Annotated in this window: 26 protein-coding genes; 19 read left to right on the forward strand and 7 right to left on the reverse strand. The window is 67.1% G+C overall.

Going from position 1 to position 26,291, the window contains the following annotated elements; translation table 11 throughout:
* Positions 1-447: 447 nt before the first annotated feature.
* Positions 448-2,748 carry a heavy metal translocating P-type ATPase gene (locus G342_RS0107535; protein WP_018182511.1) on the reverse strand — a complete coding sequence of 767 codons (2,301 nt, stop codon included), beginning with the start codon at positions 2,746-2,748 and terminating at the stop codon, positions 448-450.
* Positions 2,749-2,846: 98 nt separating this feature from the next.
* Here G342_RS0107535 and G342_RS0107540 point away from each other — a divergent pair, with 98 nt between their 5' ends.
* Complete coding sequence (locus tag G342_RS0107540) at positions 2,847-3,272, forward strand: MerR family transcriptional regulator (RefSeq protein ID WP_018182512.1); 426 nt, start codon at positions 2,847-2,849, stop codon at positions 3,270-3,272.
* A 124-nt stretch (positions 3,273-3,396) separates the two neighbouring features.
* Here the strand turns inward: G342_RS0107540 and G342_RS0107545 are convergent, their stop codons facing one another.
* On the reverse strand, positions 3,397-4,323 hold the full coding sequence (locus G342_RS0107545) for an SMP-30/gluconolactonase/LRE family protein (RefSeq protein WP_018182513.1): 927 nt from the start codon (positions 4,321-4,323) through the stop codon (positions 3,397-3,399).
* Between the two features lie 189 nt (positions 4,324-4,512).
* On the opposite strand from G342_RS0107545, the gene wrbA reads away from it, so the two are divergent.
* Together wrbA and G342_RS0107555 are read left to right on the forward strand one after the other, a co-directional pair.
* Positions 4,513-5,130, forward strand: coding sequence for an NAD(P)H:quinone oxidoreductase type IV (gene wrbA, locus G342_RS0107550; protein ID WP_026304224.1), 618 nt, complete (start codon positions 4,513-4,515; stop codon positions 5,128-5,130).
* A 143-nt stretch (positions 5,131-5,273) separates the two neighbouring features.
* Positions 5,274-6,185, forward strand: a complete 912-nt coding sequence (locus G342_RS0107555; protein WP_018182515.1) for an MBL fold metallo-hydrolase — start codon at positions 5,274-5,276, stop codon at positions 6,183-6,185.
* 11 nt (positions 6,186-6,196) lie between these two features.
* Here the strand turns inward: G342_RS0107555 and G342_RS23565 are convergent, their stop codons facing one another.
* A complete protein-coding gene (locus G342_RS23565) occupies positions 6,197-7,021 on the reverse strand; it encodes a DUF1499 domain-containing protein (protein ID WP_018182516.1) in 825 nt (274 codons plus the stop codon).
* Positions 7,022-7,189: 168 nt separating this feature from the next.
* Here G342_RS23565 and G342_RS0107565 point away from each other — a divergent pair, with 168 nt between their 5' ends.
* The gene (locus G342_RS0107565; RefSeq protein ID WP_018182517.1) at positions 7,190-7,447 is read left to right on the forward strand and encodes a hypothetical protein; all 258 of its coding nucleotides are present in this window, start codon (positions 7,190-7,192) and stop codon (positions 7,445-7,447) included.
* 297 nt (positions 7,448-7,744) lie between these two features.
* Here the strand turns inward: G342_RS0107565 and G342_RS0107570 are convergent, their stop codons facing one another.
* The gene (locus tag G342_RS0107570) at positions 7,745-8,365 is read right to left on the reverse strand and encodes a LysE/ArgO family amino acid transporter (RefSeq protein WP_018182518.1); all 621 of its coding nucleotides are present in this window, start codon (positions 8,363-8,365) and stop codon (positions 7,745-7,747) included.
* Between the two features lie 103 nt (positions 8,366-8,468).
* Positions 8,469-9,218, reverse strand: coding sequence for an SOS response-associated peptidase (locus G342_RS0107575; protein WP_018182519.1), 750 nt, complete (start codon positions 9,216-9,218; stop codon positions 8,469-8,471).
* 139 nt (positions 9,219-9,357) lie between these two features.
* On the opposite strand from G342_RS0107575, the gene G342_RS25960 reads away from it, so the two are divergent.
* From G342_RS25960 to G342_RS0107605, 6 genes are all read left to right on the forward strand, one after another.
* Positions 9,358-9,747, forward strand: a complete 390-nt coding sequence (locus G342_RS25960; protein WP_018182520.1) for a hypothetical protein — start codon at positions 9,358-9,360, stop codon at positions 9,745-9,747.
* A complete protein-coding gene (locus tag G342_RS0107585) occupies positions 9,722-10,165 on the forward strand; it encodes an NUDIX hydrolase (RefSeq protein WP_018182521.1) in 444 nt (147 codons plus the stop codon). The genes G342_RS25960 and G342_RS0107585 overlap by 26 nt, the downstream gene beginning before the upstream one ends.
* Positions 10,166-10,250: 85 nt before the next feature.
* Positions 10,251-10,670 (forward strand): TIGR02301 family protein, encoded by a 420-nt coding sequence (locus G342_RS0107590; protein WP_245557237.1) that lies wholly within the window; start codon positions 10,251-10,253, stop codon positions 10,668-10,670.
* A gap of 154 nt (positions 10,671-10,824) precedes the next feature.
* Positions 10,825-11,073, forward strand: coding sequence for a hypothetical protein (locus G342_RS0107595; protein ID WP_018182523.1), 249 nt, complete (start codon positions 10,825-10,827; stop codon positions 11,071-11,073).
* A gap of 132 nt (positions 11,074-11,205) precedes the next feature.
* Positions 11,206-11,886: a hypothetical protein gene (locus tag G342_RS0107600; protein WP_040878479.1), complete on the forward strand. Its 681-nt coding sequence runs from the start codon at positions 11,206-11,208 to the stop codon at positions 11,884-11,886.
* A gap of 65 nt (positions 11,887-11,951) precedes the next feature.
* Positions 11,952-12,362, forward strand: a complete 411-nt coding sequence (locus tag G342_RS0107605) for a VOC family protein (RefSeq protein WP_018182525.1) — start codon at positions 11,952-11,954, stop codon at positions 12,360-12,362.
* Positions 12,363-12,476: 114 nt separating this feature from the next.
* Here the strand turns inward: G342_RS0107605 and G342_RS0107610 are convergent, their stop codons facing one another.
* Complete coding sequence (locus G342_RS0107610) at positions 12,477-13,811, reverse strand: dihydroorotase (protein WP_018182526.1); 1,335 nt, start codon at positions 13,809-13,811, stop codon at positions 12,477-12,479.
* A gap of 116 nt (positions 13,812-13,927) precedes the next feature.
* Between G342_RS0107610 and ygfZ the strand changes: the two genes are divergently transcribed.
* From ygfZ to G342_RS25210, 7 genes are all read left to right on the forward strand, one after another.
* Positions 13,928-14,830, forward strand: coding sequence for a CAF17-like 4Fe-4S cluster assembly/insertion protein YgfZ (gene ygfZ, locus G342_RS0107615; protein WP_018182527.1), 903 nt, complete (start codon positions 13,928-13,930; stop codon positions 14,828-14,830).
* Positions 14,827-15,450, forward strand: coding sequence for an HD domain-containing protein (locus G342_RS0107620; protein ID WP_018182528.1), 624 nt, complete (start codon positions 14,827-14,829; stop codon positions 15,448-15,450). Before ygfZ ends, G342_RS0107620 begins: the two co-directional genes overlap by 4 nt.
* A 131-nt stretch (positions 15,451-15,581) precedes the next feature.
* Positions 15,582-16,103, forward strand: a complete 522-nt coding sequence (locus G342_RS0107625) for a tyrosine phosphatase family protein (protein WP_018182529.1) — start codon at positions 15,582-15,584, stop codon at positions 16,101-16,103.
* A 97-nt stretch (positions 16,104-16,200) separates the two neighbouring features.
* Complete coding sequence (locus G342_RS0107630; protein ID WP_018182530.1) at positions 16,201-16,458, forward strand: hypothetical protein; 258 nt, start codon at positions 16,201-16,203, stop codon at positions 16,456-16,458.
* 114 nt (positions 16,459-16,572) lie between these two features.
* Positions 16,573-17,145 (forward strand): GNAT family N-acetyltransferase, encoded by a 573-nt coding sequence (locus tag G342_RS0107635; RefSeq protein WP_018182531.1) that lies wholly within the window; start codon positions 16,573-16,575, stop codon positions 17,143-17,145.
* A gap of 147 nt (positions 17,146-17,292) precedes the next feature.
* On the forward strand, positions 17,293-19,959 hold the full coding sequence (ppdK, locus tag G342_RS0107640) for a pyruvate, phosphate dikinase (protein ID WP_018182532.1): 2,667 nt from the start codon (positions 17,293-17,295) through the stop codon (positions 19,957-19,959).
* 179 nt (positions 19,960-20,138) lie between these two features.
* Positions 20,139-21,443 (forward strand): cell wall hydrolase, encoded by a 1,305-nt coding sequence (locus tag G342_RS25210; protein ID WP_018182533.1) that lies wholly within the window; start codon positions 20,139-20,141, stop codon positions 21,441-21,443.
* Positions 21,444-21,804: 361 nt separating this feature from the next.
* Here the strand turns inward: G342_RS25210 and acuI are convergent, their stop codons facing one another.
* Positions 21,805-22,800, reverse strand: coding sequence for an acrylyl-CoA reductase (NADPH) (gene acuI, locus G342_RS0107650; protein ID WP_018182534.1), 996 nt, complete (start codon positions 22,798-22,800; stop codon positions 21,805-21,807).
* A gap of 269 nt (positions 22,801-23,069) precedes the next feature.
* Between acuI and G342_RS0107655 the strand changes: the two genes are divergently transcribed.
* Together G342_RS0107655 and glyS are read left to right on the forward strand one after the other, a co-directional pair.
* Positions 23,070-23,954, forward strand: coding sequence for a glycine--tRNA ligase subunit alpha (locus tag G342_RS0107655; RefSeq protein ID WP_040878519.1), 885 nt, complete (start codon positions 23,070-23,072; stop codon positions 23,952-23,954).
* Positions 23,955-26,165, forward strand: coding sequence for a glycine--tRNA ligase subunit beta (gene glyS, locus G342_RS0107660; RefSeq protein WP_018182536.1), 2,211 nt, complete (start codon positions 23,955-23,957; stop codon positions 26,163-26,165).
* Positions 26,166-26,291: the final 126 nt, after the last annotated feature.

Below are 26,291 nucleotides of genomic sequence, written 5' to 3' on the forward strand. Positions count from 1 at the left end.
GACCGTTTCCTTGGCGACGTCGATGCCGAGGATGCGCGGCACCGTCTCGACGGCTGGGCTGGGTGATGGCATGGTTTGTCCTGGCTTCGGATTGTCTGCGGGCTCGCGGGAACGCGGCCCCATCAAGTCAACAAGCAAGCGAAGCCGGTCCACCGCCGGACCCAGATGACGACGGGCAGGCGCCCGATCCCGGGACGGTCTCGGCCATGGACGCGGGTTTCGGGATGGCCGTTTCGAAACCCGCAACCGGCCCAAACCATCTAGCAAATTCCAAACAGACAATCCCGGGCTTGACCCGGGATCCATTCAGCCGAACGGTTGAGGGTGCGCATTCCCCAAATCCCGGCGGAATGGATCCCTGCCTTTCGCGGGGATGACGGCAGTTTATCGGCACGGACCGAGGCCCATATGGAGCCGGCCCAAGCGCCCCGGAGACGCCCCGCCTCCCTACGCCTTCTTCTTCACCACCAGGAGCGTCAGCGCGTTGATCGTCACCAGCACGGTGGCGCCGGTGTCGGCGAGGATGGCAGGCCACAGGCCGGTGATCCCGACGATCGTCGTCACCAGGAACACCGCCTTGAGGCCGAGGGCGATGACGATGTTCTGATGAATATTCCGCATCGTCCGCCGCGCCAGCCGGATCAACCGGGCGACATCGCCGACATTGTTGTTGAGGATCGCCGCATCGGCGGTCTCCAGCGCCACGTCGGTGCCGCCGCCCATGGCGATGCCGACATCCGCAGCGGCGAGCGCCGGCGCGTCGTTGATGCCGTCGCCGACCTTGGCGACCTTGGCTCCGCCGGCCTGCAATTCGCGGATGATGCGCTGCTTATCCTGCGGCAACAGTTCGGCCCGGACCTCGATGCCGAGATCGCCGCCGACCGCCTTTGCCGCCCGCGCATTGTCGCCGGTCAGCATGATCGGCGCGACATCGAGCGCCTTCAGCTCGGCAAGACCTTCCCTGGCGTCGGCACGAGGCCCGTCGCGCATGGCGATAATGCCTGTGATCGCGCCATTGACGAGCAGAACGGAGACGCTCTTGCCCTCGCCGCCGAGTGCGGCGATCGTCGCTTCCTGTTCGACCGTCAGCGGCGTGATCTCGGCAGCGGCGGCGGCCGAGCCCAACAGCAGGGCATCGGCTCCGACCTTGCCGGTCATGCCCTTGCCGGCGACGGCGGCGATTTCCTGCGCAACGATCGTCGGCGCCGCCATGTCCGTTGCCTTGCCGAGAATGGCGCGGGCGAGCGGATGGTTCGAGCCGGTCTCGAGCGAGGCGGCGAGCGCGATCACCTCGGCTTCCGTGCGGCCATAGCCGACGACGTCGCTGACCACCGGGCGGCCGAGCGTCAGCGTTCCGGTCTTGTCAAAGGCGACGCGGTTGATGCCGGCCAGCGTCTCCAGGACGGAGCCGCCCTTCATCAACAGGCCCTGGCGCGCGCCGGCGGCGAGGCCGGCCGCGATCGCGGCGGGCGTCGAGATCACCAGCGCGCAGGGGCAACCGATCAGCAGGATGGCGAGGCCCTTGTAGATCCACTCGCCCCAGTCGCCGCCGAAAGCGAGCGGCGGTACAATCGCCACCAGCGCGCCGACGACAAGCACGGCCGGCGTGTACCAGCGCGAGAAGCGATCGATGAAACGCTCGGTCGGCGCCTTGGCCTCCTGCGCTTCCTCCACCAGACGGACGATACGGGCGATCGTGTTGTCGGAAGCGACCGCCGTCACCTCGACGCGGATGACGCCGTCGGCGTTGATCGTGCCGGCGAAGACCGTGTCGCCGACGCCCTTGCGCTTCGGCACGCTCTCGCCGGTGACGGGAGCCTCGTCGATGGCGCTCTCGCCCCCGAGGATGAGGCCATCTGCGGCGATACGGTCGCCGGGACGGATCTGGATGATCGAGCCGAGCTGCAGGTCGGCGGCGGCAACCTCGCGCGTACCGCCCGCCTCCTCGACCCGCGCCGTCTCGGGCAACAGGGTCGCGAGACCACGGATGCTGGAACGGGCCCGGCGGGCCGCGACACCTTCCAGCAATTCGCCGATCAGGAACAGGAAGACGACCATCGCCGCTTCCTCGGCAGCGCCGATGATCACCGCGCCGACGGCGGCGATCGTCATCAGCGTCTCGATCGAGAACGGCGTGCCGTAGCGCGCCGCCATGAAAGCGCGCCGGGCGATCGGCACGAGGCCGAACAGCATGGCGATGGCGAAGGTGATCGGCTTCGTCTCCGGGAAGAGATGCGAAACCAGGAAGGCGACGACGATCGCGGCGCCGGCGGCGAACGTCAGCCGCGCCTTCTTCGACTGCCACCAGGCGCCATCATCCTCGCCGACGTCATGGCTGTGCAGGTCGATTTTTGGCGCAGCGGCGGCGACCGGCGCGGCAGGCGAATGGCCGTGATCGTGGTCATGATCGTGAGAACCGTGATCATGGCTGTGGCCGTGGTGATGGGCGCCATGATCATGGTCATGCCCCCCGCATGCATCGTGGTCATGCTCCTGCGGCGCAGGCGCCGGCGCGACAGGAGCCGCGCGGGCCGCGAGCGGCGCGATCCCATAGCCGAGCTTGGCGACGATCTTCTGGATCGGATCCGCCGGATCCAACGCCTCGCCGCGCCGCACCGTCATCGTGCCGGCGGACACCGAGACCGAGACATCCTCGACGCCATCGATTCGGCGCACAGCCGTATCGATCTTCTGCGCGCAGGAAGCGCAGTCCATCCCGGTGATGCGGTAGCGGTCCTGAATGCCCATGATCAGCTCTCGAATTCGGCCTCGTGGAGAAAGGCTCTTGTGCGGTTCGAGGGAGAGCCTACATGCTCTAGCGACTAGAGGATCAAGAGGGTAATTCGATGAGCCGGACGGTTCCCATTGGCACGGTTTCGCGCGAGACCGGCATCAAGGTTCCCACCATTCGCTATTATGAGGAGGTCGGTCTGCTGCCGTCGCCGGTGCGCACCGACAGCAACCGGAGGAGCTATGACGCGGCGGCCGTGCAGCGTTTGCGCTTCATCCGCCATGCGCGCGAGCTGGGCTTCGAGGTCGAGGCGATCCGCCAGCTGCTGACGCTTTCCGACCAGCCGGACCGTTCCTGCGCCGAGGTTGATGTCATCGCCCGCAGCCATCTGGCCGAGATCGACGAGAAGATCGCGCGCCTGACGGCGCTGCGCTCCGAGGTTCAGCGCATGGTCGACGAGGGCGCGCACGGCCGGGTCGCCGAATGCCGCGTCATCGAGGTGCTCGGCGACCATGCGACTTGCCTGCACGAGACGCATTAAGGGTCCGGGCCTACCTTAAGGTGATCGGGCCGCCGCGCGACCGCAGCTCGGCGGCTGACGATTGCGCGGCGCCTGAACGCATGTTCCGGGCTGACACCCGGAACATGCAGTTGGCTATAAAGACCTACTTCGCCGCCGGACGCTTGGCGCCCTGGGTGTTGAGGTAGACGGAATAGAGGCTCGTCGTGCCGCAGATGTAGAGCCGGTTGCGCTTGCGGGCGCCGAACTCGACGTTCGCCACGACCTCGGGGATCCTGATCTTGCCGATCAGGACGCCGTCCGGCGCATAGCAGTTCACGCCGTCGCCGGCCGAACTCCAGATGTTGCCGTGGATGTCGACGCGGAAGCCGTCGAACAGGCCGAAATCGCTGGTGGCGAAGGTCCGGCCGGCGCCGACCGACTTGCCGTCCGCCGCGACCGGATAGGCGCGGATGTCGGGCGAACAATCGGCCACGTGGGTCGCGCCGGTGTCGGCGACATAGAGGATCGACTCGTCCGGCGAGAAGGCCAGGCCGTTCGGGCGCACCATGTCCGTGATGACGGCGGTGACGGCGCCGGTGGCGGGATCGATGCGATAGACGTTGCAGGCGCCAATCTCGCTTTCGGCCTTGTCACCCTCATATTCGCCGTCGATGCCGTAGCTCGGATCGGTGAACCAGACCGAGCCGTCCGACTTGACGACGGCGTCGTTGGGCGAGTTCAGCTTCTTGCCCTCGAAGCTGTCGGCGAGAACCTTGCGCGAGCCGTCGTGCTCGATGCGGGTCACGGCGCGGCCGCGATGCTCGCAGGCGATCAGGCGCCCCTCGAGGTCGACGGTGTGGCCGTTCTGGTTGTTGCAGGGCGTGGCGAAGACGGAAACGGAGCCGTCCGTCTCGTCATAGCGCATCAGCCTGTCGTTCGGGATATCCGACCAGATCAGATACTTGCCGGCCGGGAAATAGGCGGGACCTTCCGCCCAGCGGCAGCCCTCGGCCAGCTTCTCGACATGGACGTTCCCCATCGCCAGGCGCCGGAATCGATCGTCGTAAACCACGTAATCCTTGGTGAGCATGTCCCCTCCTCGAAAGTGCTCAAGTCTTCGAATGACGACGGAGCATAGGCCAACGAACCTTTGCCGCAAGAGCTCGCGGGCAGGCCGCGGTTCCTTATCCCTGCATAGACAGACTGTTCACCGGGGGATGGCTTTCCAAAAGCACTCAGGCAGCCGACATATGCTGCAGTGCAAATGAAGGAGGTCGTCATGACCAAGGTTCTCGTTCTCTACTATTCCGCCTATGGCCACATCGAGAAGATGGCAGAAGCCGTGGCGGAGGGCGCCCGCTCCACCGGCGCCAAGGTCGACATCAAGCGCGTGCCCGAGCTGGTACCCGACGACGTCGCCAGGGCTTCGTACTACAAGATGGACCAGGCCGCCCCGATCGCCACCCCCGCCGATCTCGAAAACTACGACGCCATCATCGTCGGCGCCGGCACCCGCTTCGGTACCGTCGCCTCGCAGATGCGCAATTTCTGGGACCAGACCGGCGGTCTGTGGGCCCAGGGCAAGCTGGTCGGCAAGGTTGGCTCGATGTTCACCTCGACGGCGACGCAGCATGGCGGCCAGGAGTCGACCATCCTCGGCTTCCTCCCGACCTTCCTGCATCACGGCCTCGCCTATGTCGGCCTGCCCTACGCCTTCCAGGGCCAGACGGGTGTTGAAGAAGTGAAGGGCGGCTCGCCCTACGGCGCCTCGACGATCACCGATGGCGACGGCAGCCGCCAGCCTTCGGCGATCGAGCTCGAAGCCGCCCGCTACCAGGGCGCCCATGTTGCGACGATCGCTGCCAAGGTCGCCGGCAAGGTGCTTGAGCCCGCATAATCGGCGAGCCGTCGCCGCGCCCCCCTTCAGACGTGGCGCGCTCCCGAAACGCCCCGGCCTCGGCCGGGGCGTTTTCATGTCGGCACGGGACTTTGATCGCGTCGGCGCTTGAACCGCCCGCCCGATCCCGCTAGCTCAGGGGCATGAGTTCCATCGCATTCGAGCGGGATTTCGATCCCGCCCATGGTCGCGCCGTTCCGATCGGCGACACGGTAAGGCGGATGACCGCGCCCAATGGCGGGCCGTTCACCTTCCACGGCACCAACAGCTACATCGTCGGCCGCGGGACGGTGGCGATCATCGATCCCGGGCCCGACGACCCCGCCCACATCGAGGCGCTGCTCGAGGCGACCCGGGGCGAGGTGGTCAGCCATATCCTCGTCACCCACACCCATCGCGACCATTCGCCCGGAGCGGCGCTTTTGAAGGCGCGCACCGGCGCGACGTTGCTCGGCGAGGGTCCGCACCGGCTGGCCCGTCCGCTGGCGCTCGGCGAGATCCACATGCTCGACGCCAGCGGCGACATGGACTTCATGCCGGATCGGCGCCTCGTCGACGGCGAGCGGGTCGACGGTGGCGGCTGGGCGCTGACGGCGATCGCCACGCCCGGTCACGCCGCCAACCATCTCGCCTTCGCGCTGGAGGGCAGCCCCCTGCTCTTTTCCGGCGATCACGTCATGAAATGGGCAACCACCATCGTCGCCCCGCCCGATGGCGCGATGACGGACTACATGGCTTCGCTCGACCGCCTGGGCGACCGGCCGGAGACGATCTACCTGCCCGGCCATGGCGGCCCAGTCGAGGACGCCCCGGCCTTCGTCCGCGCCCTGAAGGCGCACCGGCGGATGCGCGAAGCGGCCATCGTCGAACGCATCGCGCGCGGCGACCGCACGATCTCCGACATCGTCACCGCGATCTATCGCGACACGCCGCAGGCCCTGCACGGCGCCGCCGCCCTCTCCGTGCTCGCCCATCTCGAAGATCTGGTCGGACGAGACAGGCTGATCGCGCCGGAAGGCGTGACGCTGTCCGGCCGTTTCGAACCGGTCGCCTGAGCCAGATCCCGTCAGCGCGCCTTGGGCGATACGGGCGGCAGCGGCGGCAGCACAGCCTCGGGCTCGACCGTTTCCTCGGATTCGGTGACGCCCTGCAGCGCGGTGTCGAGATCGGCGAAGAAGGCGCGGATCCGGCGGGCATTGTCGCCGAGATCATGGGCGCCGATGCGCGAGGCCGAGCGCATGTCGACCAGCGTTCCGTCGTCATCGGCAAGAATGCGGATCGAGACATCGACGGGCATCGAGAGAACCAGCGTCTTGGCCGTCGCCTCGATGCTGGCGTCGGCATCTTCCGGATCCGGCGCATCGCTGAAGACCAGGCGCCAACCGCGCGCCTCGGCCAGCTTCATCGCTTCGGTGAAGACACGCTCCGGCGAAACCGGATAGTGGCGGGCGACGATATCGGGATAGGCCTTGGCCTGTTCGGCCCGGTCGACGGCGTCCGGGAGCGGCCGGGCGGCCGCAGCGGGATCGGTGAAACCCGGCGGATCCTGCGTGTCGGTGGAAACATCGGAAAGCCGTGGCAGGCGGACCATCTCGGCCACCACGAAGGCCGGCATGGCGAGAATGACGAGCGCCAGCAACGATCCGGCGAGCGCCGGGCCGAAGCCGCGGAGGCCCTCGCGCCAGATGTCGCGCATGGCCAGCCCGCCGAGAACGAGCGCCAGCATGGCCAGCGCCCAGGCGATGGCGATCACCACGAAGAAGGGGACCGTCTCGATCTGGTCGAGGCGGTGCATCACGCCGGCGACGACCAGCAGCGGGATCGGCAGCAGCGCGAGCCGCAGCGACCAGTTGGCCGTACCGGCCTCGCGCTCGTACGGACGCGCGGTCATGCTCTCTCTCCGCAGCCACGCTGTGAGGAAGGGGAAGCGGCCAGTCTATCGCAGCTCACGCGCATTCCTACCTGTTCCTCACCTGCAACAACCCGACATGAAAATTGACAATGACATCCGCATCTTAACGGCTTGGTAAACCACGAATCCGCCATACTTGAATTTCATATGCGCATCCCCGACGGCCAGCAGGCGAAGATCAGTACGGCTTTCGGCGGAAATGCTCAGGATTTCGAGACTATCATGACCCATGAGAAGCACCCGACCTTCCGTTCCAAGGCTCAACGTGAGCAGGAACAGGATCTGCAGGCCAAGTATGGTGAACTCGGCAACCCCGAGCTCGTCGCGGCGATCCTGCAGAAGAAGAAGCTCGAGCAGCAGCAGGCCCAGATGCAGGCCACGCTGATCCCGAGCGAGCGGGACTGACCCGCGCGTCGGCCTGAACGGCCGGCCGACGATCCCATCGAGGGCGACGGCGGAAGCGACTCCGCCGGTTCCCGAATCCAGGGATGATCCAGGTCTATGATGAGGGTTCATCATGGCTTCGGTCGTGCTCGCCAAGGCGGGCTTGCCAGAGTCGGCGGGGTCCCTAGCCCCTGCGCCGCCGAAGGCTTTGCAGCCCTCCCCCTCTTCCGATCCGGCTGATCGCCGGCCTCGCGGCATCGCGGGCCTAATCGGGCTGAAACAGATCGGCGAAGCCTCTGAGACGCCTGCCTTTTTGGCTCAGGCAAGGGCCTGCCACAGCAGCGACGCCGCGATCGCGAACATCACCAGGCCAATCACAACGTCGAGAATCCGCCAGGCGATCGGCCTGGCGAAGACAGGCGCCAGCAGCCTTGCGCCAAACCCCAGCGAATAGAACCAGACGCCGGACGCCACCATGGCGCCGAGGCCAAAGGCGATCCGCGCCTCGCCCGCATGACGGGCGGACAGGGATCCGAGCAGGACGACCGTATCGAGATAGACGTGCGGATTGAGGAAAGTCAGCGCGGCGACCGTCGCCAAGGCCGGGCCGAGCCGGATTTCGGCGGAGCCCGAGGCGGTAAGGGCTTCCAAGTGGAAGGCGCGCCGGATCGCCATCGCACCATAGGCGGTCAGGAACGCCGCGCCCGCGAGCGTCACGACGAACAGCACGCGCGGCGCCGCCTGCACGACCGTGCCCAGCCCACCGACGCCGGCCGCGATCAGCATAGCATCCGCCAGGAAGCAGAAGGTGGTGATCGGGAACACATGATTCCGGGTCAACCCCTGCCGGAGCACGAAGGCGTTCTGCGCTCCGATCGCGACGATGAGACTGGCCCCGAGGAAGAAACCTTCGACCGCGGGCAACAAAAGTTCAATCATGCTTAACAATTTCCGAACGGAGAATGGCGGGGCGTTGTCGCGCCACGTTTAGGCGACACCCCGGACTTCGTCATCTGGAATGCATCGCCGCTGGGCGGCGCGTTCAGAAGAGCTTCAGCTGGTCGTCCTCGGGCGGAGGTTTCTTCGGCGCCGCCGGAGCCTTCGCCATAGCCGCCTGTGCATTCAGGACGCTGCGCGCCTGGATCGAAGGATCATCATTGCGAAAGCTGTTGACGCCGGCGCCGATCGGGATCGGCTCGAAAGTGCCATCAGGCGCCGGCAGCAGCACACGCCCGGCCCCCTCTCCCCGTCCAGCATCGAGCCCGAGCCAGAGATCATACTGGTCGCGCCCGACCACCACCGGCATGCGCTCGTGGATTGGCGCCAGTTCACGGTTCGCCGCCGTGGTCAGGATCGTCGCCGTGTCGATGATGTTGCCCTGGTCATCCGCCCATTCGTCCCAGAGACCGGCGAAAGCGATGACGCCGCCGCTTGCCGGCTGCAGGTAGAAAGGCTGCTTCTTGCCGTCGGGACCCTTCTGCCATTCATAGAAGCCGGTCGCCGGGATCAGGCAGCGGCGATGACGATAGGCGCCGCGAAAGGCCGGCTTGTCGGCGGCCGTCTCCGAGCGCGCATTGAAGAGCAGCGGCATGGCCGACAGGTCCTTGGTCCAGGACGGAATGAGCCCCCAGCGCACCAGCGCCGGCCGGCGTTGCCCCCGCTCGGCCCGCACGATCAGGATCGGCTGCGTCGGCGCGATGTTGTAGCGCGGCGGAAACCACTCGATGCGGATCATCGAGAATTCGGCTTCGACATCCTCCTTCGGCACCGCCAGCGCGTAGCGTCCACACATCCGATTGCTCCAACTCAAGCCGCCGCGGCCATTTGGTAAAGACTTCGTAAGGAAGCGCCGCTAACGATCAGCACCCTATCATCTAATTCGCCGCGCTTCTGCGGTGGCGGGCACGCCATCGCATGCTGGGAGACGATGCATGCTGTTCGAGCCGGCGCCGCCGGAAAGCAAATATCTGAATCACGCCGAGGATTTGGCGCTGCTTCTTGAGACTTTGCCGCACCGGCTCGACCTCGTCGACGGCGTCCTCGCTTGGCGACCCGAGCCCAGACGGCCGGTGCTGCCTGGCCCGGCCGACCATCGCGCCCGCCGGCGGCTGGACGATCTGGCGACGCGGCTAGATCGCCAGGCCGCCGCCGCCCAGGATGCCGTGCGCGAGGCGGTGCGAACCGGAAAGCTCGAGCTGCTCTGGCCGATCGCCTCGGTCGTCGGCAAGGAATTTCGGCCCATCATCGCCGAGGCGCGCGACGCCATCGCCGAGCCAAGGCCGCAGGAAGAACGCCATGTCGAGCTCGTCCGCGTCGCCTGACCTTCCCAGTTCCAAGCCCGCCGGTCCCGTCCTCGGCGTCAGCGTCGCCGTCTGGCGCGACGGGAAGGTGCTGCTCGTCCAGCGCGGCCACGCCCCCTGGCGCGGCGCCTGGTCGCTGCCCGGCGGGCGGGTCGAATGGGGCGAAACGCTGCCCGCCGCTGCCGCCAGGGAACTGCGCGAGGAGACGGGGCTCATTCTCGGCACCCCGCGCCTCGTCGATGCGCTCGACGCCATCGACCATCCGGCCGGCGGCCCCGTGCGCGGGCACTATGTCATCGTCGTCTTCACCGCGACCGCCGAGGGCACCCCGAAGGCGGCTTCCGACGCCGCGGACGCCGCCTGGTTCACCATCGACCAGCTCGACGGGCTGGAGACGACGCCGGAGCTGAAGCGCATCATCCTCCTGACCGCGCCATGAGCGCCCGTCCTTCCCGCTTGCGACAGCGAGCGAGGCAAACGATGATCCCCCGGCACGGACAGGCGAGGAATTGGATCGGGTGGGCATGACGACCGGTGGAACGCCCCGACGGAGGCACCGCGCCCGCTGGCGGGTAATGGTTGCCCTCGGGCTGGCGCTCGTCGCCGCGCCCTTCCCCGCCTCGGCCCAGACGGCGGCCGGCGATCCCGCCTATGAAGCGCAATTGCAGCGCCTGGCCGAGATTCTCGGCGCGCTGCACTATCTCCGGCCGCTCTGCGGCGCCGAGGAGCCGTCAGTCTGGCGCGACCAGATGGACCAGATCCTGGAGGCCGAGGCGCCGACGCCGGAACGCCGAGCGCGCCTCGCCTCGCAGTTCAACCACGGCTTCGCCAGTTTCGCCTCCGTCTATCGCGCCTGCACGCCGGCTGCGCTGACGGCGGTCGATCGCTACATGGCGGAGGGAACCCGCCTCACCCGCGACATCACGGCTCGTTACGGACGCTGAAAATTCCGCGCCGCCGTTAACCAAAACCGTCGAATTGTTATCGTCAAGTTAACCCCTTCTTCAGGATCCCGGCCCCTCGGCCGCCACCCATGCTACCCTGCGGACAGGGCGATTCGATTTCTGCCCACATGCGACGCGGCAAGAAGGCGACCCGATGGAACACGATCACGACGAGATCGAAATTGCGGAACAGAAGCGCGCGGCGCTCGCCTATCTGACAGAGGCCTGGGACGAAGCGATCGCCGAGGGCATCGAGCCCGACATCCTCGCCCATGCCGCCCTGTTCGCCGCGCTTTCCGACCTGATCGACACCTATGGCGAGGACGCCGTCGCCGATCTCGCCGTCTCGCTGCCGGACCGGGTCCGCCGCGGCGAATTCACGTTGCAGCGCACGATCCAGTAACGCAGCGTCTCCTTTGCCGGACGCCGGAAGCCTCGCAGCGATGACGCTGGCGAGGTTTTATTGTGCCCGGCCGGCGCTTGGCCGCTGCCGGCCTGTCAGCTAAGACTGGCGGACAGATTCTCGGAGGCAGGCATGCTTGGGCGTTGGACGGTTGCTGGAATCGCGGTCGCGATGACGATGGTCGGGACGGCTCCGTCCCACGCGCTCGTGGCCGGCGAGAGCAAATCCGTGCCGACGCAGAGCATCATCATCCAGCCTGATCCGGTCGATGACGACAGCCTCGACGGGGCCGACGACGCCGAACAGGCCGCCGCCCCTGCCAAGATCTCGCCGGACGAGCCACTGCCGGTGATCGAGTATGACGTCTCGAAGCTGCCCGATCCGGTGAAGCGCCTGCGCGAAAAGCTGCTCGAAGCGGCCAAGACCGGCGACATCCAGCAGCTGAAGCCGATCATCGACGCCAACCGCGCGCCACCCAATCTCGGCGCCGACGCCAACCAGGACAAGGATCCGATCGCCTTCCTGAAGTCGCTCTCCGGCGACGAGGACGGCCGCGAGATCCTGGCGATTCTGAGCGAAGTGCTGGATGCCGGCTATGTGCATGTCGATGTCGGCACGCCGCAGGAAGCCTATATCTGGCCCTATTTCGCGCGCTATCCGATCAATGCGCTGACGCCGCCGCAGATGGTCGAGCTGTTCCGCCTCCTCACCTCCTCCGACTATGACGAGATGAAGAGCTTCGGCGCCTACCTGTTCTATCGCGTCGGCATCGCACCGGACGGCACCTGGACCTATTTCGAAGCCGGCGACTGAACCACCCCGACTTGACCAAACCACTTGTTCATGATCTGTTCTCCGCATCCAACGGAGGAACGGTCATGACGGGCGAGTCTTTTCACCGCGGTCGACTTATCGACCACGTCCAGCTTGTTGTTAGCGACTATGAGGCCAGCCGCCGTTTCTACGCGGCGGTGCTCGAAGTGCTGGAGATCCCCATGGTCTCCGCCGAGGGCTATTTCTTCGCGGACGACCTCTTCGTCAGCGGCGGCTCGCCATTGACCGGTCGCTGCCATCTCGCCTTCCAGGCCAAGGATCCGGCGACGGTCGACGCCTTTTACGCCGCCGGCCTCGCCGCGGGCGGTCGTGACAATGGCGCGCCGGGTCCGCGCGATTATCATCCCAACTACTACGCGGCGTTCCTGATCGATCCGGACGGCAACAACATCGAGGCCGTCAATCACGGCCCGGCGAAGCGATCGGCGGAATCGGTCGTCATCGAAGCGATCTGATCGCCGCGAATTCGCCGGTCGAGACGCGGGCGAATTCGATCGGCCCGGCAGCAATACGGGCGGCCGCGCCGCGCTATCCGCAGGAGCGACCGCCCGATGTCCGTGGAGTTCGCCTTAGGCCGGGCGCAGCGTCTCGAGAAAGCGGATCGGCTCGCCGATGGAGGGTTCGGTGATCTCGCCGTCCCACATGACGCGACGACCGCGCACGACCGTGCCGACTGGCCAGCCGATGACGCGCTTGCCGTCATAGGGCGTCCAGCCGGCGCGCGACGCGATCCACGAATTGGTGATCGTCTCGCGGCGCTTCATGTCGACGATGGTGAGATCGGCGTCGTATCCGACGGCGATGCGGCCCTTGCGGGCCATGCCGAAGATGCGCGCCGGGCCTGCCGAGGTCAGGTCGGCCAGCCGCTCCAGCGTCAGCCGGCCGGCATTGACGTGATCGAGCATGATCGGCACCAGCGTCTGCACGCCGGTCATGCCGGAGGGCGAGGACGGATAGGGCGCAGCCTTCTCTTCCAGCGTATGCGGCGCGTGATCGGAACCGAGAACGTCGATGATCCCCTGCGAGATACCCTTCCAGACGCCGGTGCGATGGCGGGCGTCGCGGATCGGCGGGTTCATCTGCAGGAGCGTGCCGAGCCGCGCATAGTCGTCGGCCGACAGCGTCAGGTGATGCGGCGTCGCCTCGGCGGTGGCGACATCCTTGTGCAGGGCCAGGTAGTCGATTTCCTCGGCGGTCGAGATATGCAGCACGTGGATGCGCGCGCCGGTGCGGCGAGCGATCGACACCAGGCGCTCGGTCGCCTGCATGGCGGCGATCTCGTCGCGCCAGACCGGATGCGACGACGGATCGCCCGGGACCCGCAGCGACTTGCGCGATTCGAGGCGCATCTCGTCTTCGGAGTGGAAGGCGGCGCGACGGCGCGTCTTCGACAGGATGGCGGCGATGCCCTCGTCGTCGGGAACCAGCAGGTCGCCGGTCGAGGAGCCGATGAAGACCTTGATGCCGGCGGCGCCCGGAAGGCGCTCGAGATCCGGAATGTCCGCGACATTGTCGCGGGTGCCGCCGACCCAGAAGGCAAAGTCGCAATGCATGCGGTGGGTGCCGCGGCGGATCTTGTCGGCGAGCGCGTCGGCGTTCGTCGTCGTCGGCTTGGTGTTCGGCATTTCGAAGACGCCGGTCACGCCGCCGAGCACGGCGCCGCGCGATCCGGTCTCGAGATCTTCCTTCTGCTCGGCGCCCGGCTCGCGGAAATGCACCTGCGTGTCGACGACGCCCGGCAGAATATGCAGGCCGGTGCAGTCGATCACCTTGCCGGCGCGGCGCGGGTCGACGTCGCCGATGGCGGCGATTCGTCCGTCGCGGACCGCGATGTCATGCGTTCCCGTGCCGTCCTGATTGACGACCGTTCCGTTCCGAAAGAGAAACTCGTAGGTTTCCGTCATGGCCGCCCTCCCCAGTGCATACCCGATCCGACGAAGCCTGAAGACGGATCGCGAGCACCGGCTTAAGGAAGGTGAGCCAACTTCACAAGCGCGTCCAATGCATGGGAACCATGTCTATGCGTAATGGGTCATACGCCCAACTTGCCGATCGCGGCGCCGTCTTCATCGGCGGCGCGGAGGCGGAATCGTTCCTCCAGAACATCGTCACGACCGACATGGCGGCGATCGACGCCACGGGCGCCGGCTTCGGCGCGTTGCTGTCGCCGCAAGGCAAGATCCTGTTCGATTTCCTCATCCTGAAGGTGGAGGACGGCTATCTGTTCGACCTGCCGCGCGCGCTGGCTGCCGATTTCCAGAAGCGGATGACGCTGTATCGCCTCCGCGCCAAGGTCGAGATCGCCAACCGGAGCGAGAGCGACGCCGTCTACGCGTTCTGGAACAGCGACACGCCGCCAGTCCTTCCCGGCCCGGTCGCGCGCGATCCGCGCCTGGCCGCGCTCGGCTTTCGCGCCATCCTGCCGGTCGGGACACCGATTGCCGTCGCCGGCTATGAAGCGGCGACGGAGGCGGATTATCACGCCTGGCGCACCGGCCTGACGGTGCCGGAGGGCGGCCGCGACTTTTCCTTTGGCGACGCCTTCCCGCATGACGTCGACATGGACGATCTCGGCGGGCTGGATTTCCGCAAAGGCTGCTATGTCGGCCAGGAGATCGTCTCGCGCATGGAACATCGCGGCACGGCGCGCCGGCGCGCCGTCGCGGTGACCAGCGCCGCGCCGCTGCCGCCGGCCGGCAGTTCGATCGAGGCGGACGGCAAGCCGATCGGCACGCTGGGCGGTTCGTTCGGTACCGACACGGGCACCGCCGGCATCGGGCTGATCCGGCTCGACCGCGCCAAGAGCGCCCTCGACCAGGGCATCGCCGTCACGTCCGGGGGCGTTCCGCTCGCCATCGCGCTGCCGCCCTTCGCCCGCTTCGACTGGCCGGGCGACGGCGAGGATGGAGACGGCGCGGCATGAACGCGAAATCTCCGCGCCCGCGCGTCTGGCAGCGCATGCTGTCCGGCCGCCGGCTCGATCTCGCCGACCCCTCCCCCTTCGACATCGAGATCAGCGATATCGCGCATGGCCTCGCCCGGGTCGCGCGCTGGAACGGCCAAACCAGCGGCGCGCATGCCTTCTCGGTCGCGCAGCATTCGGTGCTGGTCGAACAGATCGCCGCCCTGGCCAAGCCGTCGATGAGCGAGGCGGACCGCCTCGCAGCCCTTCTGCACGACGCGCCGGAATATGTCGTCGGCGACATGATCTCGCCCTTCAAGGCGCTGGTCGGCGGCGAGTACAAGGTGGTCGAGGCCCGGCTGCAGGCGGCGATCCACCTGCGTTTCGGCCTGCCTGCGGAACGTCCGGCCGCGCTGACCGACGCGATCAAGGCGGCCGACAGGGTCGCCGCCTTCTTCGAGGCGACAGGGCTTGCCGGCTTCACCGAGGCGGAAGCGGCGAAATTCTTCGGCCGGCCGCGCGGCATCCTGCGCACACAGCTGGCGCTGGAACCCTGGCCGACGGCGGAGGCGCAGCGGATTTTCCTGGAGCGCTTCGACGCCCTCGCCGGCACCATGGCGGCAAGCGCCGTTTCGGCGTGACCCGGCCGCCTCGAACCACTACATAAGCCTGCCGGGAGCCCGCCCGCCGCTCCCCCGAAATGCCGCGACGACGATTTCATTTCCGATGTCGGCCGCGAACCGCACACCGAGAAGGTGCAAGGAGAACAACAATGTCCCGCATTCACGTCTGCTCACTGTCCCGCATCGGCGCCACCGTCGCCCAGACCGGCGCCAGCCACCTCGTCACCCTGATCAATGCCGGTACCCCGGTCGAGCGCCCGGTGGCGATCCCGGAAGAGCGGCACCTTTTCCTGGCCTTCAACGACATTCTCGAGCCGATGGATGGCATGACGCCGCCGGCCGAGGAACATGTCACGGCGCTGCTCGATTTCGTCGAGAGCTGGAAGCCGGAGAAGCCGATCGTCATCCACTGCTTCGCCGGCATCAGCCGTTCGACGGCAGCCGCCTTCATCACCGTCTGCGCCCTGCGCCCCGAGCGCGACGAGGCGGAGATCGCGGCGCTGATCCGCACCGGCTCGCCCTCGGCCACGCCGAACCTGCGCCTGGTCCGCCTGGCCGACGAGGTGCTCGGCCGCCGCGGCCGCATGGTCAGCGCCATCGAGTCGATCGGTCGTGGCCGCGACGCTTTCGAAGGACATCCCTTCGCACTGGATCTGGACGGCATTCGCTAGGGCTTCCGGGGCCCGGGCGAAAGGCCGCATGGCTTGACCCGCTGCGGTGCAACGCGCAATGAGAGCGCCACGGCACGCAGAAAACTGGAAGAAAACCATGTCCGACAAGACTGACAACGCGACAGATCCCGACTTCGACGATTTCGAAGGCGACCATTTCCAGGTGACCATCACCGTGGATGTGATCGCGAGCAATGCGACCGAGGCCGCGATGCTCGCCTACTGGTCGCTGAACGACGAACTGCCCGACACCTTCGAAGTGAAGGACGAAGAGGGCAATTCCGAAGAAGTCACCCTGACGGAAGAACAGAAGGAAGAGGCTCTCCTCGACGAGCTCTCCATCGACGTTCTCTGAACCGATCGAGTGTCGGCCCCCTGGGGCCGACACCAGACTCGGCCGCCGCGGCCGCAGGGTTGGCGCCGTCGCGGCGATCGGCCATTGTCGCGGCGCCTTCGAAGGCCGAACCGCATGAATTTCGAGTGCCTGCCACTCCCGCTTGCGACAGACCGTCTATCGCTTCGACCGTTCGTGGCGACGGATTTCACCGCCTATGCCGCCTACCACTCGCTTCCCGAGGTCTACCGCTATCTCTATGCCGCCCCGCCGGTCGGCGAGACCCTGCGGAAGCAGTTTGATGATGGGCTCTCCGCGCCGTTCAGCGCCGATGGCGATGCCTTCCGGCTGGCAGTCCTATCGATCGACGACAATGCCGTGATCGGCGAGACGATTCTGAAGATGGCCAGCCGGGCGGCCCTGCAAGGTGAAGTGGGCTACATCTTCAATCCCGTCTTCGCCGGGAAGGGCTATGCCACCGAGGCCGTCGCTTCGACGATCGACTTCGGCTTCTCCCATTTTGGCTTCCACCGGATCTTCGCGCGGCTCGATGCGGCCAATCAGGGATCCATCGGCGTGGTCGAACGTCTCGGCCTGCGGCGCGAGGCGCATCTCGTGCAGAATGACCGTTTCAACGGCGCGTGGGGCGACGAATACATCTATGCGGTGCTGGCCTCGGAGTGGCGCCGGAGATCCGCCTTCGCCTGATGCGACCGGGCATCGGCACCCAGCGCCAATCGACGCAGCGCCACAGCTTCCAGTATGTTTCAACATTTTCGTGTTGCAGCGCACTAAGCGCTTGATCTAGCTAGTTGTCGCGCCGGCTTCTGCCGGTTGCCGCGGGAGCGTGCGCAGATGACGAAATGGGTCTACACCTTCGGTGGCGGAAGTGCCGAGGGTGACAGCGCGCTGAAGGACATCCTTGGCGCGAAGGGTGCGGGCCTCGCCGAGATGAGCGCGCTTGGCCTGCCCGTGCCGCCCGGCTTCACCATCTCGACCGAGATCTGCCGACGCTTTCTCGCGGGCGAGGAAGCGTTTCCGGCCGGGCTCGCGGACCAGGTCTCGGCTGCCCTCGACGGCATAGCCAGCGTCGCCGGCCATCGTTTCGGCGACGCTGAACATCCGCTGCTGGTCTCCGTCCGCTCCGGCGCCGCCGTGTCGATGCCCGGCATGATGGACACCGTCCTCAATCTCGGCCTCAACGACGAGACCGTCGAGGGCCTCGCGCTCGTCGCCGACGATCGCCGCTTCGCCTTCGACAGCTATCGCCGCTTCATCCAGATGTATGGCGACGTCGTGCTCGGACTGGATCATTCCGTGTTCGAGGAGCGGCTCGAGGACTACAAGCTCGAACGCGGCTACACGCTCGACACCGATCTCGACGCCGGCGACTGGCAGGCCGTCTGCGAGATGTTCAAGGCGCTCGTCGCGGAGGAGCTTGACGAGCCCTTCCCGCAGGCGCCGCACGACCAGCTCTGGGGCGCGATCTCGGCCGTCATCCGCTCCTGGAACAATCCTCGCGCCCGCGCCTATCGCCGCATCAACGCCCTGCCGGATGGCGGCGGCACGGCCGTGACCGTGCAGGCGATGGTGTTCGGCAATCTCGGCGAGACCTCCGCAACGGGCGTCGCCTTCACTCGCCATCCCTCGACGGGGGAGAACATCCTGTGGGGCGAATATCTGCCGAACGCCCAGGGCGAGGACGTCGTCTCCGGCATGCGCACGCCGCAGGACCTGACCGAGGTGGCGCGCCGCGAGACCGGATCCGAGACGCAATCGCTCGAAATGGCGATGCCGGAGGTTTTCGCCGAGTTCCGGGCCGTCTGCACGGCGCTCGAAAAGCATCATCGCGACGTGCTCGACCTTGAATTCACCATCGAGCGCGGCCGGCTCTGGATGCTGCAGGCGCGGCCTGCCAAACGGACCATCCACGCGGCGCTGAAGACCGCCGTCGACATGGCGCATGAGGGACTGATCACCCGCGCCGAGGCGGTCGCCCGCATCGAGCCGCGCACGCTCGAGCAGCTGCTGCATCCCACCATCGATCCGGAATCGAGCGGCGACATCTTCGCCCGCGGCCTGCCGGCCTCGCCGGGTGCTGCGAGCGGCGCGGTCGTCTTCACCTCCGACGAGGCCGAGATCGCGCGCACGCAGGGCCGCAAGGTCATCCTGGTGCGGGTCGAGACCAGCCCCGAGGACGTGCACGGCATGCATGCGGCACGCGGCATCCTGACGACGCGCGGCGGCATGACCAGCCACGCCGCCGTGGTGGCGCGCGGCATGGGCAAGCCCTGCGTCTCCGGCGCCGGCACCATCCGGGTCGATTTCCACGCCGGCACGATGACGGCGGGCGGCCGCACCATCCGCCGCGGCGACACCATCACCATCGACGGCGGCACCGGCCAGGTGCTGGTCGGCGCGGTGCCGCTGCGCGAGCCCGAGCTCTCCGGCGCCTTCGCCGAGCTGATGGAATGGGCCGACAGCTTCCGCCGGCTGAAGATCCGCACCAATGTCGACACGCCGTCGGACGCGCGCGCCGCGCGCGGCTTCGGCGCCGAGGGCATCGGCCTCTGCCGCACCGAGCACATGTTCTTCGACGCGCGCCGCATCGTCGCCGTGCGCGAGATGATCCTGGCCGAAACCAACGCCGCGCGGGCCGACGCGCTCGCCAAGCTGCTGCCGATGCAGCGCAGCGACTTCGCCTCGCTGTTCGAGATCATGTCTGGCCTGCCGGTGACGATCCGCCTGCTCGATCCGCCGCTGCATGAGTTCCTGCCGAAGGGCGAGACGGAAATCGCCGAGCTGGCCGCCGTGATGGGCATCTCGCCGGCCAAGATCCGGGCGAGCACCCATGCGCTCTCGGAAGCGAACCCGATGCTCGGCCATCGCGGCGTCCGGCTGGCGATCTCCTTCCCCGAGATCATCGCCATGCAGGCGCGCGCCATTCTCGAGGCGGCGCTCGACGTCGCCGACCAGACCGGCACTCCGGTCGATCTGGAAATCATGGTGCCGCTGATCGCCGGCAAGGCCGAGCTCGATCTAGTCAACGGCCATATCCGCGCCGCCGAGGCGCTGGTGCGGAAGATCCATGGCCGCGCGCCCGCCTATCAGCTCGGCACCATGATCGAGCTGCCGCGGGCCGCACTCGCCGCCGGCGAACTCGCCCGCGAGGCGACCTTCTTCTCGTTCGGCACCAACGACCTGACGCAGACGACCTTCGGCATTTCGCGCGACGACGCCGCCACCTATCTCGGCACTTATCTCGCCAAGGGCATCTTGCCGCACGACCCGTTCGCCTCGATCGACCGAGAAGGCGTCGGCGAGCTGATCCGCATCGCCTGCGCGCGCGGCCGTGCGACGCGGCCGGATCTGAAGCTCGGCGTCTGCGGCGAACATGGCGGCGACCCCGCCTCGATCCATTTTTTCGCCGAAATTAACCTTGACTACGTCTCCTGTTCGCCATTCCGGGTGCCCGTCGCCCGCCTGGCGGCTGCCCAGGCCGCCTTGCAAAACAGAGACTGAGCCATTCCCCTCCCCCTGCCTTGTGCTCCCGCCTCGGCCTGCCGGGCCGTTAACCGACTTTCAAGGTTAATGCCGCAGATTCAAGCCACGTGACCAGCAAACCACACTGGTCGGTGTTGTTCCGTGCGCGTGGAGTTGCGTCCCTCATGGCTGGTCTCGAGCGGTCTCCGACGACGGCAATGACATCCCGCGCCCATCTCGGCCGCGACCCTCGCCTCGTTCTCCGCAAGCGCCGCGCCAAGCCCTCCTTCCATCGCATCGCGCTGCTTTCCGGCCTGATCGCCGGCGGCTTTCTCGCCCTCTCGTCGACGACGGTGGCGCTGCAGGATGTCGCCAGCACCCATGGCAAGGACATGCCGGTGCAGCAGCGCTGGCTGGCGCGGCTGGTGCCGACGCCGAAGGGCGAGGCCTATCTGCCGGCCTTCGTGTCGACGCCGCCGACTACCCACGTCGCCGCCGAGGCGATCAGCGACGGCCTGATCATCGAGCCGGTACTCGACGTCATGAAGACCGGTCTCGTCTCGGCGCCCGAATTCATTCCGCCCAAGGTCAATCGCGGCGGCAAGCGCGACATCACGGTCGCGCTGCGCAAGCCCGAGCCGGTGCGCGCGGCCGCTCACTTCACCGCCGGCACCCTCAAATCGGCCAAGCTTCAGGACGTCTTCTCCAGCGCCAACGCCGTGCCGAAGATGGCCTTCATGACGGCGCAGGACATCGCCAAGCCCGATGGCGCGCTGCGATACGCCTCGAAGGAGGCCGTATCCGCCGGCACCGGCTCCGGGGACGCCGTGGCAAAGCCGGTCGTGACGCTGGCCTCGATCGCGCCGATCCCCCGCCGCAACGAACTCGCCCGCGCCGCCGGCAAGACCGGGGCGAAGAGCGCCAAGGGTTCGGACAATGTCGCCAGCGGCAGCGCCGTCGCCTCCGCCTATGCGCCGGCCGATATCGACAAGTCGATGAGCGCGCCGTTCCAGGCGCTGCTGGGCAAGCCGATGGGCGCGACGTCGATCGGCAAGGACGGCAAGCCCGACCATTGGTGGGTCATGAACAAGATCCCCAACAACGCCCGCTCCGCCACCGAGCAGAAATGCCTGGCGACCGCGATCTATTTCGAGGCGCGCGGCGAGCCGATGAAGGGCGAACTGGCCGTCGCCCAGGTCGTCATCAACCGCCTGAAGAACCCCGCCTATCCGAACACCGTCTGCGGCGTCGTCTACCAGAACAAGAACATGCGCAACGCCTGCCAGTTCTCGTTCGCCTGCGACGGCATCCCCGACCGGATCACCGACATGGAGTCGTGGAAGCGGGCGCAGATGCTGGCGAAGCGCGTGCTCAACGAGGACAATTGGTGGAACGCCGACGTCGGTTCGTCGACGCATTACCACGCAACCTATGTGAAGCCGCGCTGGGCCAGGACGATGAAGAAGATGCAGAAGCTCGGCCACCACGTCTTCTACAAGACCTATGGCGGCGGCTGGATCTGAGGCGCGAGGCCTGATGCTGACGGAACCCGTCCGAGACAGGTCCGGGTTCTTGGCGCGACCCCGGATGGGTTCGTAGTCCCGGACATTCCGCCCCCCGTCATCCCGGCGAAGGCCGGGATCCATCGATCCGCAAGGCTGGGCTCTTGGGTCGAAGACGCCGATCCGCCACGTGCACCACTCAGCCACAGCTCCGCTGATGCCAAAAGGTGGATCCCGGCCTTCGCCGGGATGACGGCGAGCGCGAGGCAACGTCGCGTGGGTGACGTCACGCGTGCTCCGACGGAGAGCGTGGGTGACGAGAGCGTCGGTGACGGAGAGCGAGGGGCGACGGAAGCGTGGTGCATACAAGCCTCGAAGCCCCCTACCCGATCTCCACGACGATCCTTCCCCGGACCTTGCCGTCGACGATCTGGCGCGCCGCGTCGAGCACGTCGTCAAAGGCGATGCGCCGGGTCATCGCCTCGAGCTTCACCCGGTCGAGGTCGCGGTCGAGCCGGTCCCATACGGCGACCCGGACGGGCTTCGGCACATAGACCGAATCGATGCCGTAAAGCGTCACGCCGCGCAGGATGAACGGCGCCACCGTGGTCGGCAGCTCCAGGCCGCCGGCGAGGCCGCAGGCTGCCACCGCGCCATCATAGCGGATCATGGAGAGGATATTGGCGAGCGTCTGGCCACCGACGACGTCGATCGCGCCGATCCAGCGCTCACGCGCCAGGGGCCTGCCCTCGCCTTCCAGTTCGGAGCGCGCGATCACCTCCGCCGCCCCCAGCCCCTTCAGATAGGCTGCCTCCTCCGGTCGCCCCGTCGAGGCGACGACGTGGTAGCCAAGACCGGCAAGCAGCGCGACCGCGATCGAGCCGACGCCGCCGGCCGCCCCCGTGACGAGAATCGGCCCGCCGGCCGGGCCGATGCCATGCCGCTCCAGCGCCATCACCGCCATCATCGCCGTATAGCCGGCCGTGCCGATCGCCATGCCTTCGTCCGGCGAGAAGCCGGAGGGCAGGGAGATCAGCCAGTCGCTCTTCCAGCGGGCACGCTCGGCCCAGGCGCCCAGATGCAGTTCGCCGACGCCCCAGCCATTCAGCAGCACCCGGTCGCCCGGCTTCAAGCCCGGCGCCAGCGACTGTTCGACGATGCCGACGCCGTCGACGCCCGGCACCATCGGAAACCGCCGCACCACCGGCGCCCGGCCGGTGATGGCGAGGCCATCCTTGTAGTTGACCGTCGAGCGCTCGATGCGAACGGTGACGTCGCCCTCCATCAGATCCGCGTCGGTCAGAGTCTCGAAGCCCACCGATTGCGCTCCGCTCGCGTCCTTGCGGATCAGGACGGCCTTGAAGCCGGGCATGGTCATTCTCCTCGCGGTTCGTTCGTCAAAGCAGTGCCGACCGGATCATAGGAAGTCGACGGCGGCTCGATAAGGCCGAACCGTCGATCGATAGCTGTGCCACGTTGCCGAAGGCTCCCGGACGGGCCGTTTCCGCCCCCCTTCCTCCGGTCACCGGGCCACGCTTCCTTGACCGGGCGGGCGCCGCGCGATTAGGGTGCGCCGCCTTCGCGTCGCATCACGCACGCGTCCGAATTTCTCAAGGTTTGCCGGTGTTCGACACGCTTCCTCCGCACATGCGCCCCGACCGGTCCTTCCAGGGCCTGATCCTGACGCTGCAGCGCTTCTGGGCCGATTATGGCTGCGCGATCCTGCAGCCCTACGACATGGAAGTGGGCGCCGGTACCTCGCATCCCTCGACCATGCTGCGATCGCTCGGTCCGAAGCCGTGGAAGGCCGCCTATGTGCAGCCCTCGCGCCGGCCGAAGGACGGCCGCTATGGCGAGAACCCGAACCGGCTGCAGCACTATTACCAGTTCCAGGTCATCCTGAAGCCGAACCCGCCCAACCTGCAGGAGCTCTATCTCGACTCGCTGCGCGCCATCGGCATCAACATGGCGCTGCATGACGTGCGCTTCGTCGAGGACGACTGGGAGAACCCGACGCTCGGCGCCTGGGGCCTCGGCTGGGAATGCTGGTGCGACGGCATGGAAGTGTCGCAGTTCACCTATTTCCAGCAGGTTGCCGGCATCGAGTGCAATCCGGTCTCGGGCGAACTCACCTACGGGCTCGAGCGCCTCGCCATGTATGTGCAGGGCGTCGAGAACGTCTACGACCTGAACTTCAACGGCCGCGAGGGCGACGAGAAGGTCACCTATGGCGACGTCTTCAAGCAGGCCGAGCAGGAATATTCGAGGCACAATTTCGAGTATGCCGACACGGAGATCCTGTTCCGCCGCTTCGCGGATTGCGAACGGGAATGCCAGGCGCTGCTCGCCGCCGGCGGCATGGTGCTGCCGGCCTATGACCAGTGCCTCAAGGCAGGCCACGCCTTCAACCTGCTCGATGCGCGCGGCGTGATCTCCGTCACCGAGCGCCAGAGCTACATCCTGCGCGTCCGCGAACTGGCCAAGGCCTGCGGCGCCGCCTGGCTCGAAACCCCGGCCGGGGGAAAAGAATAAATGCCCGATCTTCTGCTTGAACTCTTCTCTGAGGAAATCCCCGCCCGCATGCAGCGCAAGGCGGCGGAGGATCTGAAGAAGCTCGTCACCGACGCGCTCGTCGAGGCCGGCCTGCATTACGAGGGCGCCAAGGCGTTCTCGACGCCGCGCCGCCTGGCGCTGACCGTCAACGGCATCCCGACCCATTCGGCCGCGACCCGCGAAGACCGCAAGGGCCCGAAGGTCGGAGCGCCCGACGCCGCCATCCAGGGATTCCTTCGCGGCGCTGGACTTACTTCGCTGGATCAGGCGCATGTCCATTCGGATCCGAAGAAGGGCGATTTCTACGTCGCCCATATCGAGAAGCCGGGCAGCGACACCAAGGACGTGATCGCGGCCGCAATCCCCGCCATCATCCGAGCCTTCCCCTGGCCGAAATCCATGCATTGGGGCTCGGGCAAGCTGCAATGGGTGCGGCCGCTGCAGTCGATCGTCTGCACCTTCGGCCCGGAGACGGAAGAGCCGGAAGTCATCGATTTCGAGATCGACGGCATCCGTTCCGGCAACGTCACCTATGGCCATCGCTTCATCGCGCCGAGCGCGATTTCCGTGAAGCGCTTCGACGACTATGTCGAGAAGCTCGACAATGCCTCCGTCGTGCTCGACGCCGACCGCCGCAAGGACATCATCCTGCATGACGCGCGCGACCGGGTGTTCGCGCTCGGGCTGGAGCTGGTCGAGGACGAGGGCCTGCTCGAGGAGGTCTCGGGCCTGGTCGAATGGCCGGTCGTGCTGGTCGGCACCTTCGAGGAAGATTTCCTGGCGATCCCGCCGGAAGTGATCCGCGCCACCATCCGCGCCAACCAGAAGTGCTTCGTCGTCCGCAGGCCGGGCACCACCGAGCTCGCCAACCGCTTCGTGCTCGTCTCGAACATCGAGGCGATCGACGGCGGCGAGGCGATCACGGCCGGCAACAGCCGCGTCATCCGCGCCCGCCTGTCCGACGCCAAGTTCTTCTACGACACCGATCTGAAGACCCGTCTCGAGGACCGGCTGCCGAAGTTCGAGCAGATCGTCTTCCACGAGAAGCTCGGCACGCAGGCAGAACGCATTCTGCGCCTGCAGAAGCTCGCCGCGGCGATCGCGCCGCTGGTCGGCGCCGATGTCGACAAGGCGCGGCGTGCGGCGCTGCTCGCCAAGACCGACCTCGTCACCGAGGTCGTCGGCGAGTTTCCGGAAGTCCAGGGCCTGATGGGCAAGTACTACGCCATAGCCCAGGGCGAGGACGGCTCGGTCGCTACCGCGATCGAGGATCACTACAAGCCGCAGGGCCCGGGCGACCGCGTGCCGACCGATCCCGTCGCGATCGCCGTGGCGCTCGCCGACAAGCTCGACACGCTGACCGGCTTCTGGGCGATCGACGAGAAGCCGACCGGCAGCAAGGACCCCTATGCGCTGCGGCGCGCAGCACTCGGCATCATCCGCATCGCGCTCTCGATCGATGCCAAGCTGTCGCTGAACGCGGCCATCGCCAAGGCGATCGCCGGCTACAACGACCAGACCGAAGCCGAAGCGCTCACCGCCTACGAGACGGAGCAGAGCACCGTCTCGACCGAGGACGTCGACGGCGAGCAGGATCTCGACAACGCGCTGGAGAGCTTCGGCCGCCGGCTGCGCCGCGATCTCGACGCCAAGACGCCGGCGATCACTGCCGACCTGATCGCCTTCTTCGCCGACCGGCTGAAGGTGCAGTTGCGCGACCAGGGCGCCCGGCACGACCTCGTCGACGCCGTGTTCGCGCTCGGCAACCAGGACGACCTGCTGCTGATCGCCCGTCGCGTCGAGGCGCTCGGTCAGTTCCTCGATACCGAGGACGGCAAGAACCTGCTCGCCGGCTATCGCCGCGCCGCCAACATCCTCAAGGCCGAGGAAAAGAAGGGCGACAGCTTCGATGGCGCGGTGGATGCCTCGCATCTGCTGGTTTCGGAGGAGCGCACGCTGCATGTGGCCGTCGCCACGGCGCGCGCCGAAGCCGAGGCCGCCGTTGCGCGCGAGGACTATGAAGGCGCGATTTCGGCGCTGGCCCGCCTGCGCGCGCCGGTCGATGCGTTCTTCGACAAGGTGCTGGTCAATGCCGAGGAGCCGGAAGTCCGCGCCAACCGGCTCCGGATGCTGAACGCCATCCGCAGCGCGACGCTGGCGGTTGCGGATTTCTCCAAGGTCAGCGGCTGATCGCGCCAGTGCACGCGGTCACAGGCCTGTGACCCGCTTCATACGATCGGACGACGGCGTGGGACATGGTGCCCATGCCGTCGACCGGGACTAGGCCCGGAGCGAATTCCGAACACCGGATCGCCT

Origin of the sequence: Kaistia granuli DSM 23481, assembly GCF_000380505.1 — a bacterium.
Lineage (GTDB): Bacteria > Pseudomonadota > Alphaproteobacteria > Rhizobiales > Kaistiaceae > Kaistia > Kaistia granuli.

Excerpts from the sequence above, each read along its gene's own strand:
- G342_RS0107535 (WP_018182511.1), bottom strand. The coding sequence starts at position 2,748 with ATGGGCATTCAGGACCGCTACCGCATCACCGGGATGGACTGCGCTTCC.
- G342_RS0107540 (WP_018182512.1), top strand. The coding sequence starts at position 2,847 with ATGAGCCGGACGGTTCCCATTGGCACGGTTTCGCGCGAGACCGGCATC.
- G342_RS0107545 (WP_018182513.1), bottom strand. The coding sequence starts at position 4,323 with ATGCTCACCAAGGATTACGTGGTTTACGACGATCGATTCCGGCGCCTG.
- wrbA (WP_026304224.1), top strand. The coding sequence starts at position 4,513 with ATGACCAAGGTTCTCGTTCTCTACTATTCCGCCTATGGCCACATCGAG.
- G342_RS0107555 (WP_018182515.1), top strand. The coding sequence starts at position 5,274 with ATGAGTTCCATCGCATTCGAGCGGGATTTCGATCCCGCCCATGGTCGC.
- G342_RS23565 (WP_018182516.1), bottom strand. The coding sequence starts at position 7,021 with ATGACCGCGCGTCCGTACGAGCGCGAGGCCGGTACGGCCAACTGGTCG.
- G342_RS0107565 (WP_018182517.1), top strand. The coding sequence starts at position 7,190 with ATGCGCATCCCCGACGGCCAGCAGGCGAAGATCAGTACGGCTTTCGGC.
- G342_RS0107570 (WP_018182518.1), bottom strand. The coding sequence starts at position 8,365 with ATGATTGAACTTTTGTTGCCCGCGGTCGAAGGTTTCTTCCTCGGGGCC.
- G342_RS0107575 (WP_018182519.1), bottom strand. The coding sequence starts at position 9,218 with ATGTGTGGACGCTACGCGCTGGCGGTGCCGAAGGAGGATGTCGAAGCC.
- G342_RS25960 (WP_018182520.1), top strand. The coding sequence starts at position 9,358 with ATGCTGTTCGAGCCGGCGCCGCCGGAAAGCAAATATCTGAATCACGCC.
- G342_RS0107585 (WP_018182521.1), top strand. The coding sequence starts at position 9,722 with ATGTCGAGCTCGTCCGCGTCGCCTGACCTTCCCAGTTCCAAGCCCGCC.
- G342_RS0107590 (WP_245557237.1), top strand. The coding sequence starts at position 10,251 with ATGACGACCGGTGGAACGCCCCGACGGAGGCACCGCGCCCGCTGGCGG.
- G342_RS0107595 (WP_018182523.1), top strand. The coding sequence starts at position 10,825 with ATGGAACACGATCACGACGAGATCGAAATTGCGGAACAGAAGCGCGCG.
- G342_RS0107600 (WP_040878479.1), top strand. The coding sequence starts at position 11,206 with ATGCTTGGGCGTTGGACGGTTGCTGGAATCGCGGTCGCGATGACGATG.
- G342_RS0107605 (WP_018182525.1), top strand. The coding sequence starts at position 11,952 with ATGACGGGCGAGTCTTTTCACCGCGGTCGACTTATCGACCACGTCCAG.
- G342_RS0107610 (WP_018182526.1), bottom strand. The coding sequence starts at position 13,811 with ATGACGGAAACCTACGAGTTTCTCTTTCGGAACGGAACGGTCGTCAAT.
- ygfZ (WP_018182527.1), top strand. The coding sequence starts at position 13,928 with ATGCGTAATGGGTCATACGCCCAACTTGCCGATCGCGGCGCCGTCTTC.
- G342_RS0107620 (WP_018182528.1), top strand. The coding sequence starts at position 14,827 with ATGAACGCGAAATCTCCGCGCCCGCGCGTCTGGCAGCGCATGCTGTCC.
- G342_RS0107625 (WP_018182529.1), top strand. The coding sequence starts at position 15,582 with ATGTCCCGCATTCACGTCTGCTCACTGTCCCGCATCGGCGCCACCGTC.
- G342_RS0107630 (WP_018182530.1), top strand. The coding sequence starts at position 16,201 with ATGTCCGACAAGACTGACAACGCGACAGATCCCGACTTCGACGATTTC.
- G342_RS0107635 (WP_018182531.1), top strand. The coding sequence starts at position 16,573 with ATGAATTTCGAGTGCCTGCCACTCCCGCTTGCGACAGACCGTCTATCG.
- ppdK (WP_018182532.1), top strand. The coding sequence starts at position 17,293 with ATGACGAAATGGGTCTACACCTTCGGTGGCGGAAGTGCCGAGGGTGAC.
- G342_RS25210 (WP_018182533.1), top strand. The coding sequence starts at position 20,139 with ATGACATCCCGCGCCCATCTCGGCCGCGACCCTCGCCTCGTTCTCCGC.
- acuI (WP_018182534.1), bottom strand. The coding sequence starts at position 22,800 with ATGACCATGCCCGGCTTCAAGGCCGTCCTGATCCGCAAGGACGCGAGC.
- G342_RS0107655 (WP_040878519.1), top strand. The coding sequence starts at position 23,070 with ATGCGCCCCGACCGGTCCTTCCAGGGCCTGATCCTGACGCTGCAGCGC.
- glyS (WP_018182536.1), top strand. The coding sequence starts at position 23,955 with ATGCCCGATCTTCTGCTTGAACTCTTCTCTGAGGAAATCCCCGCCCGC.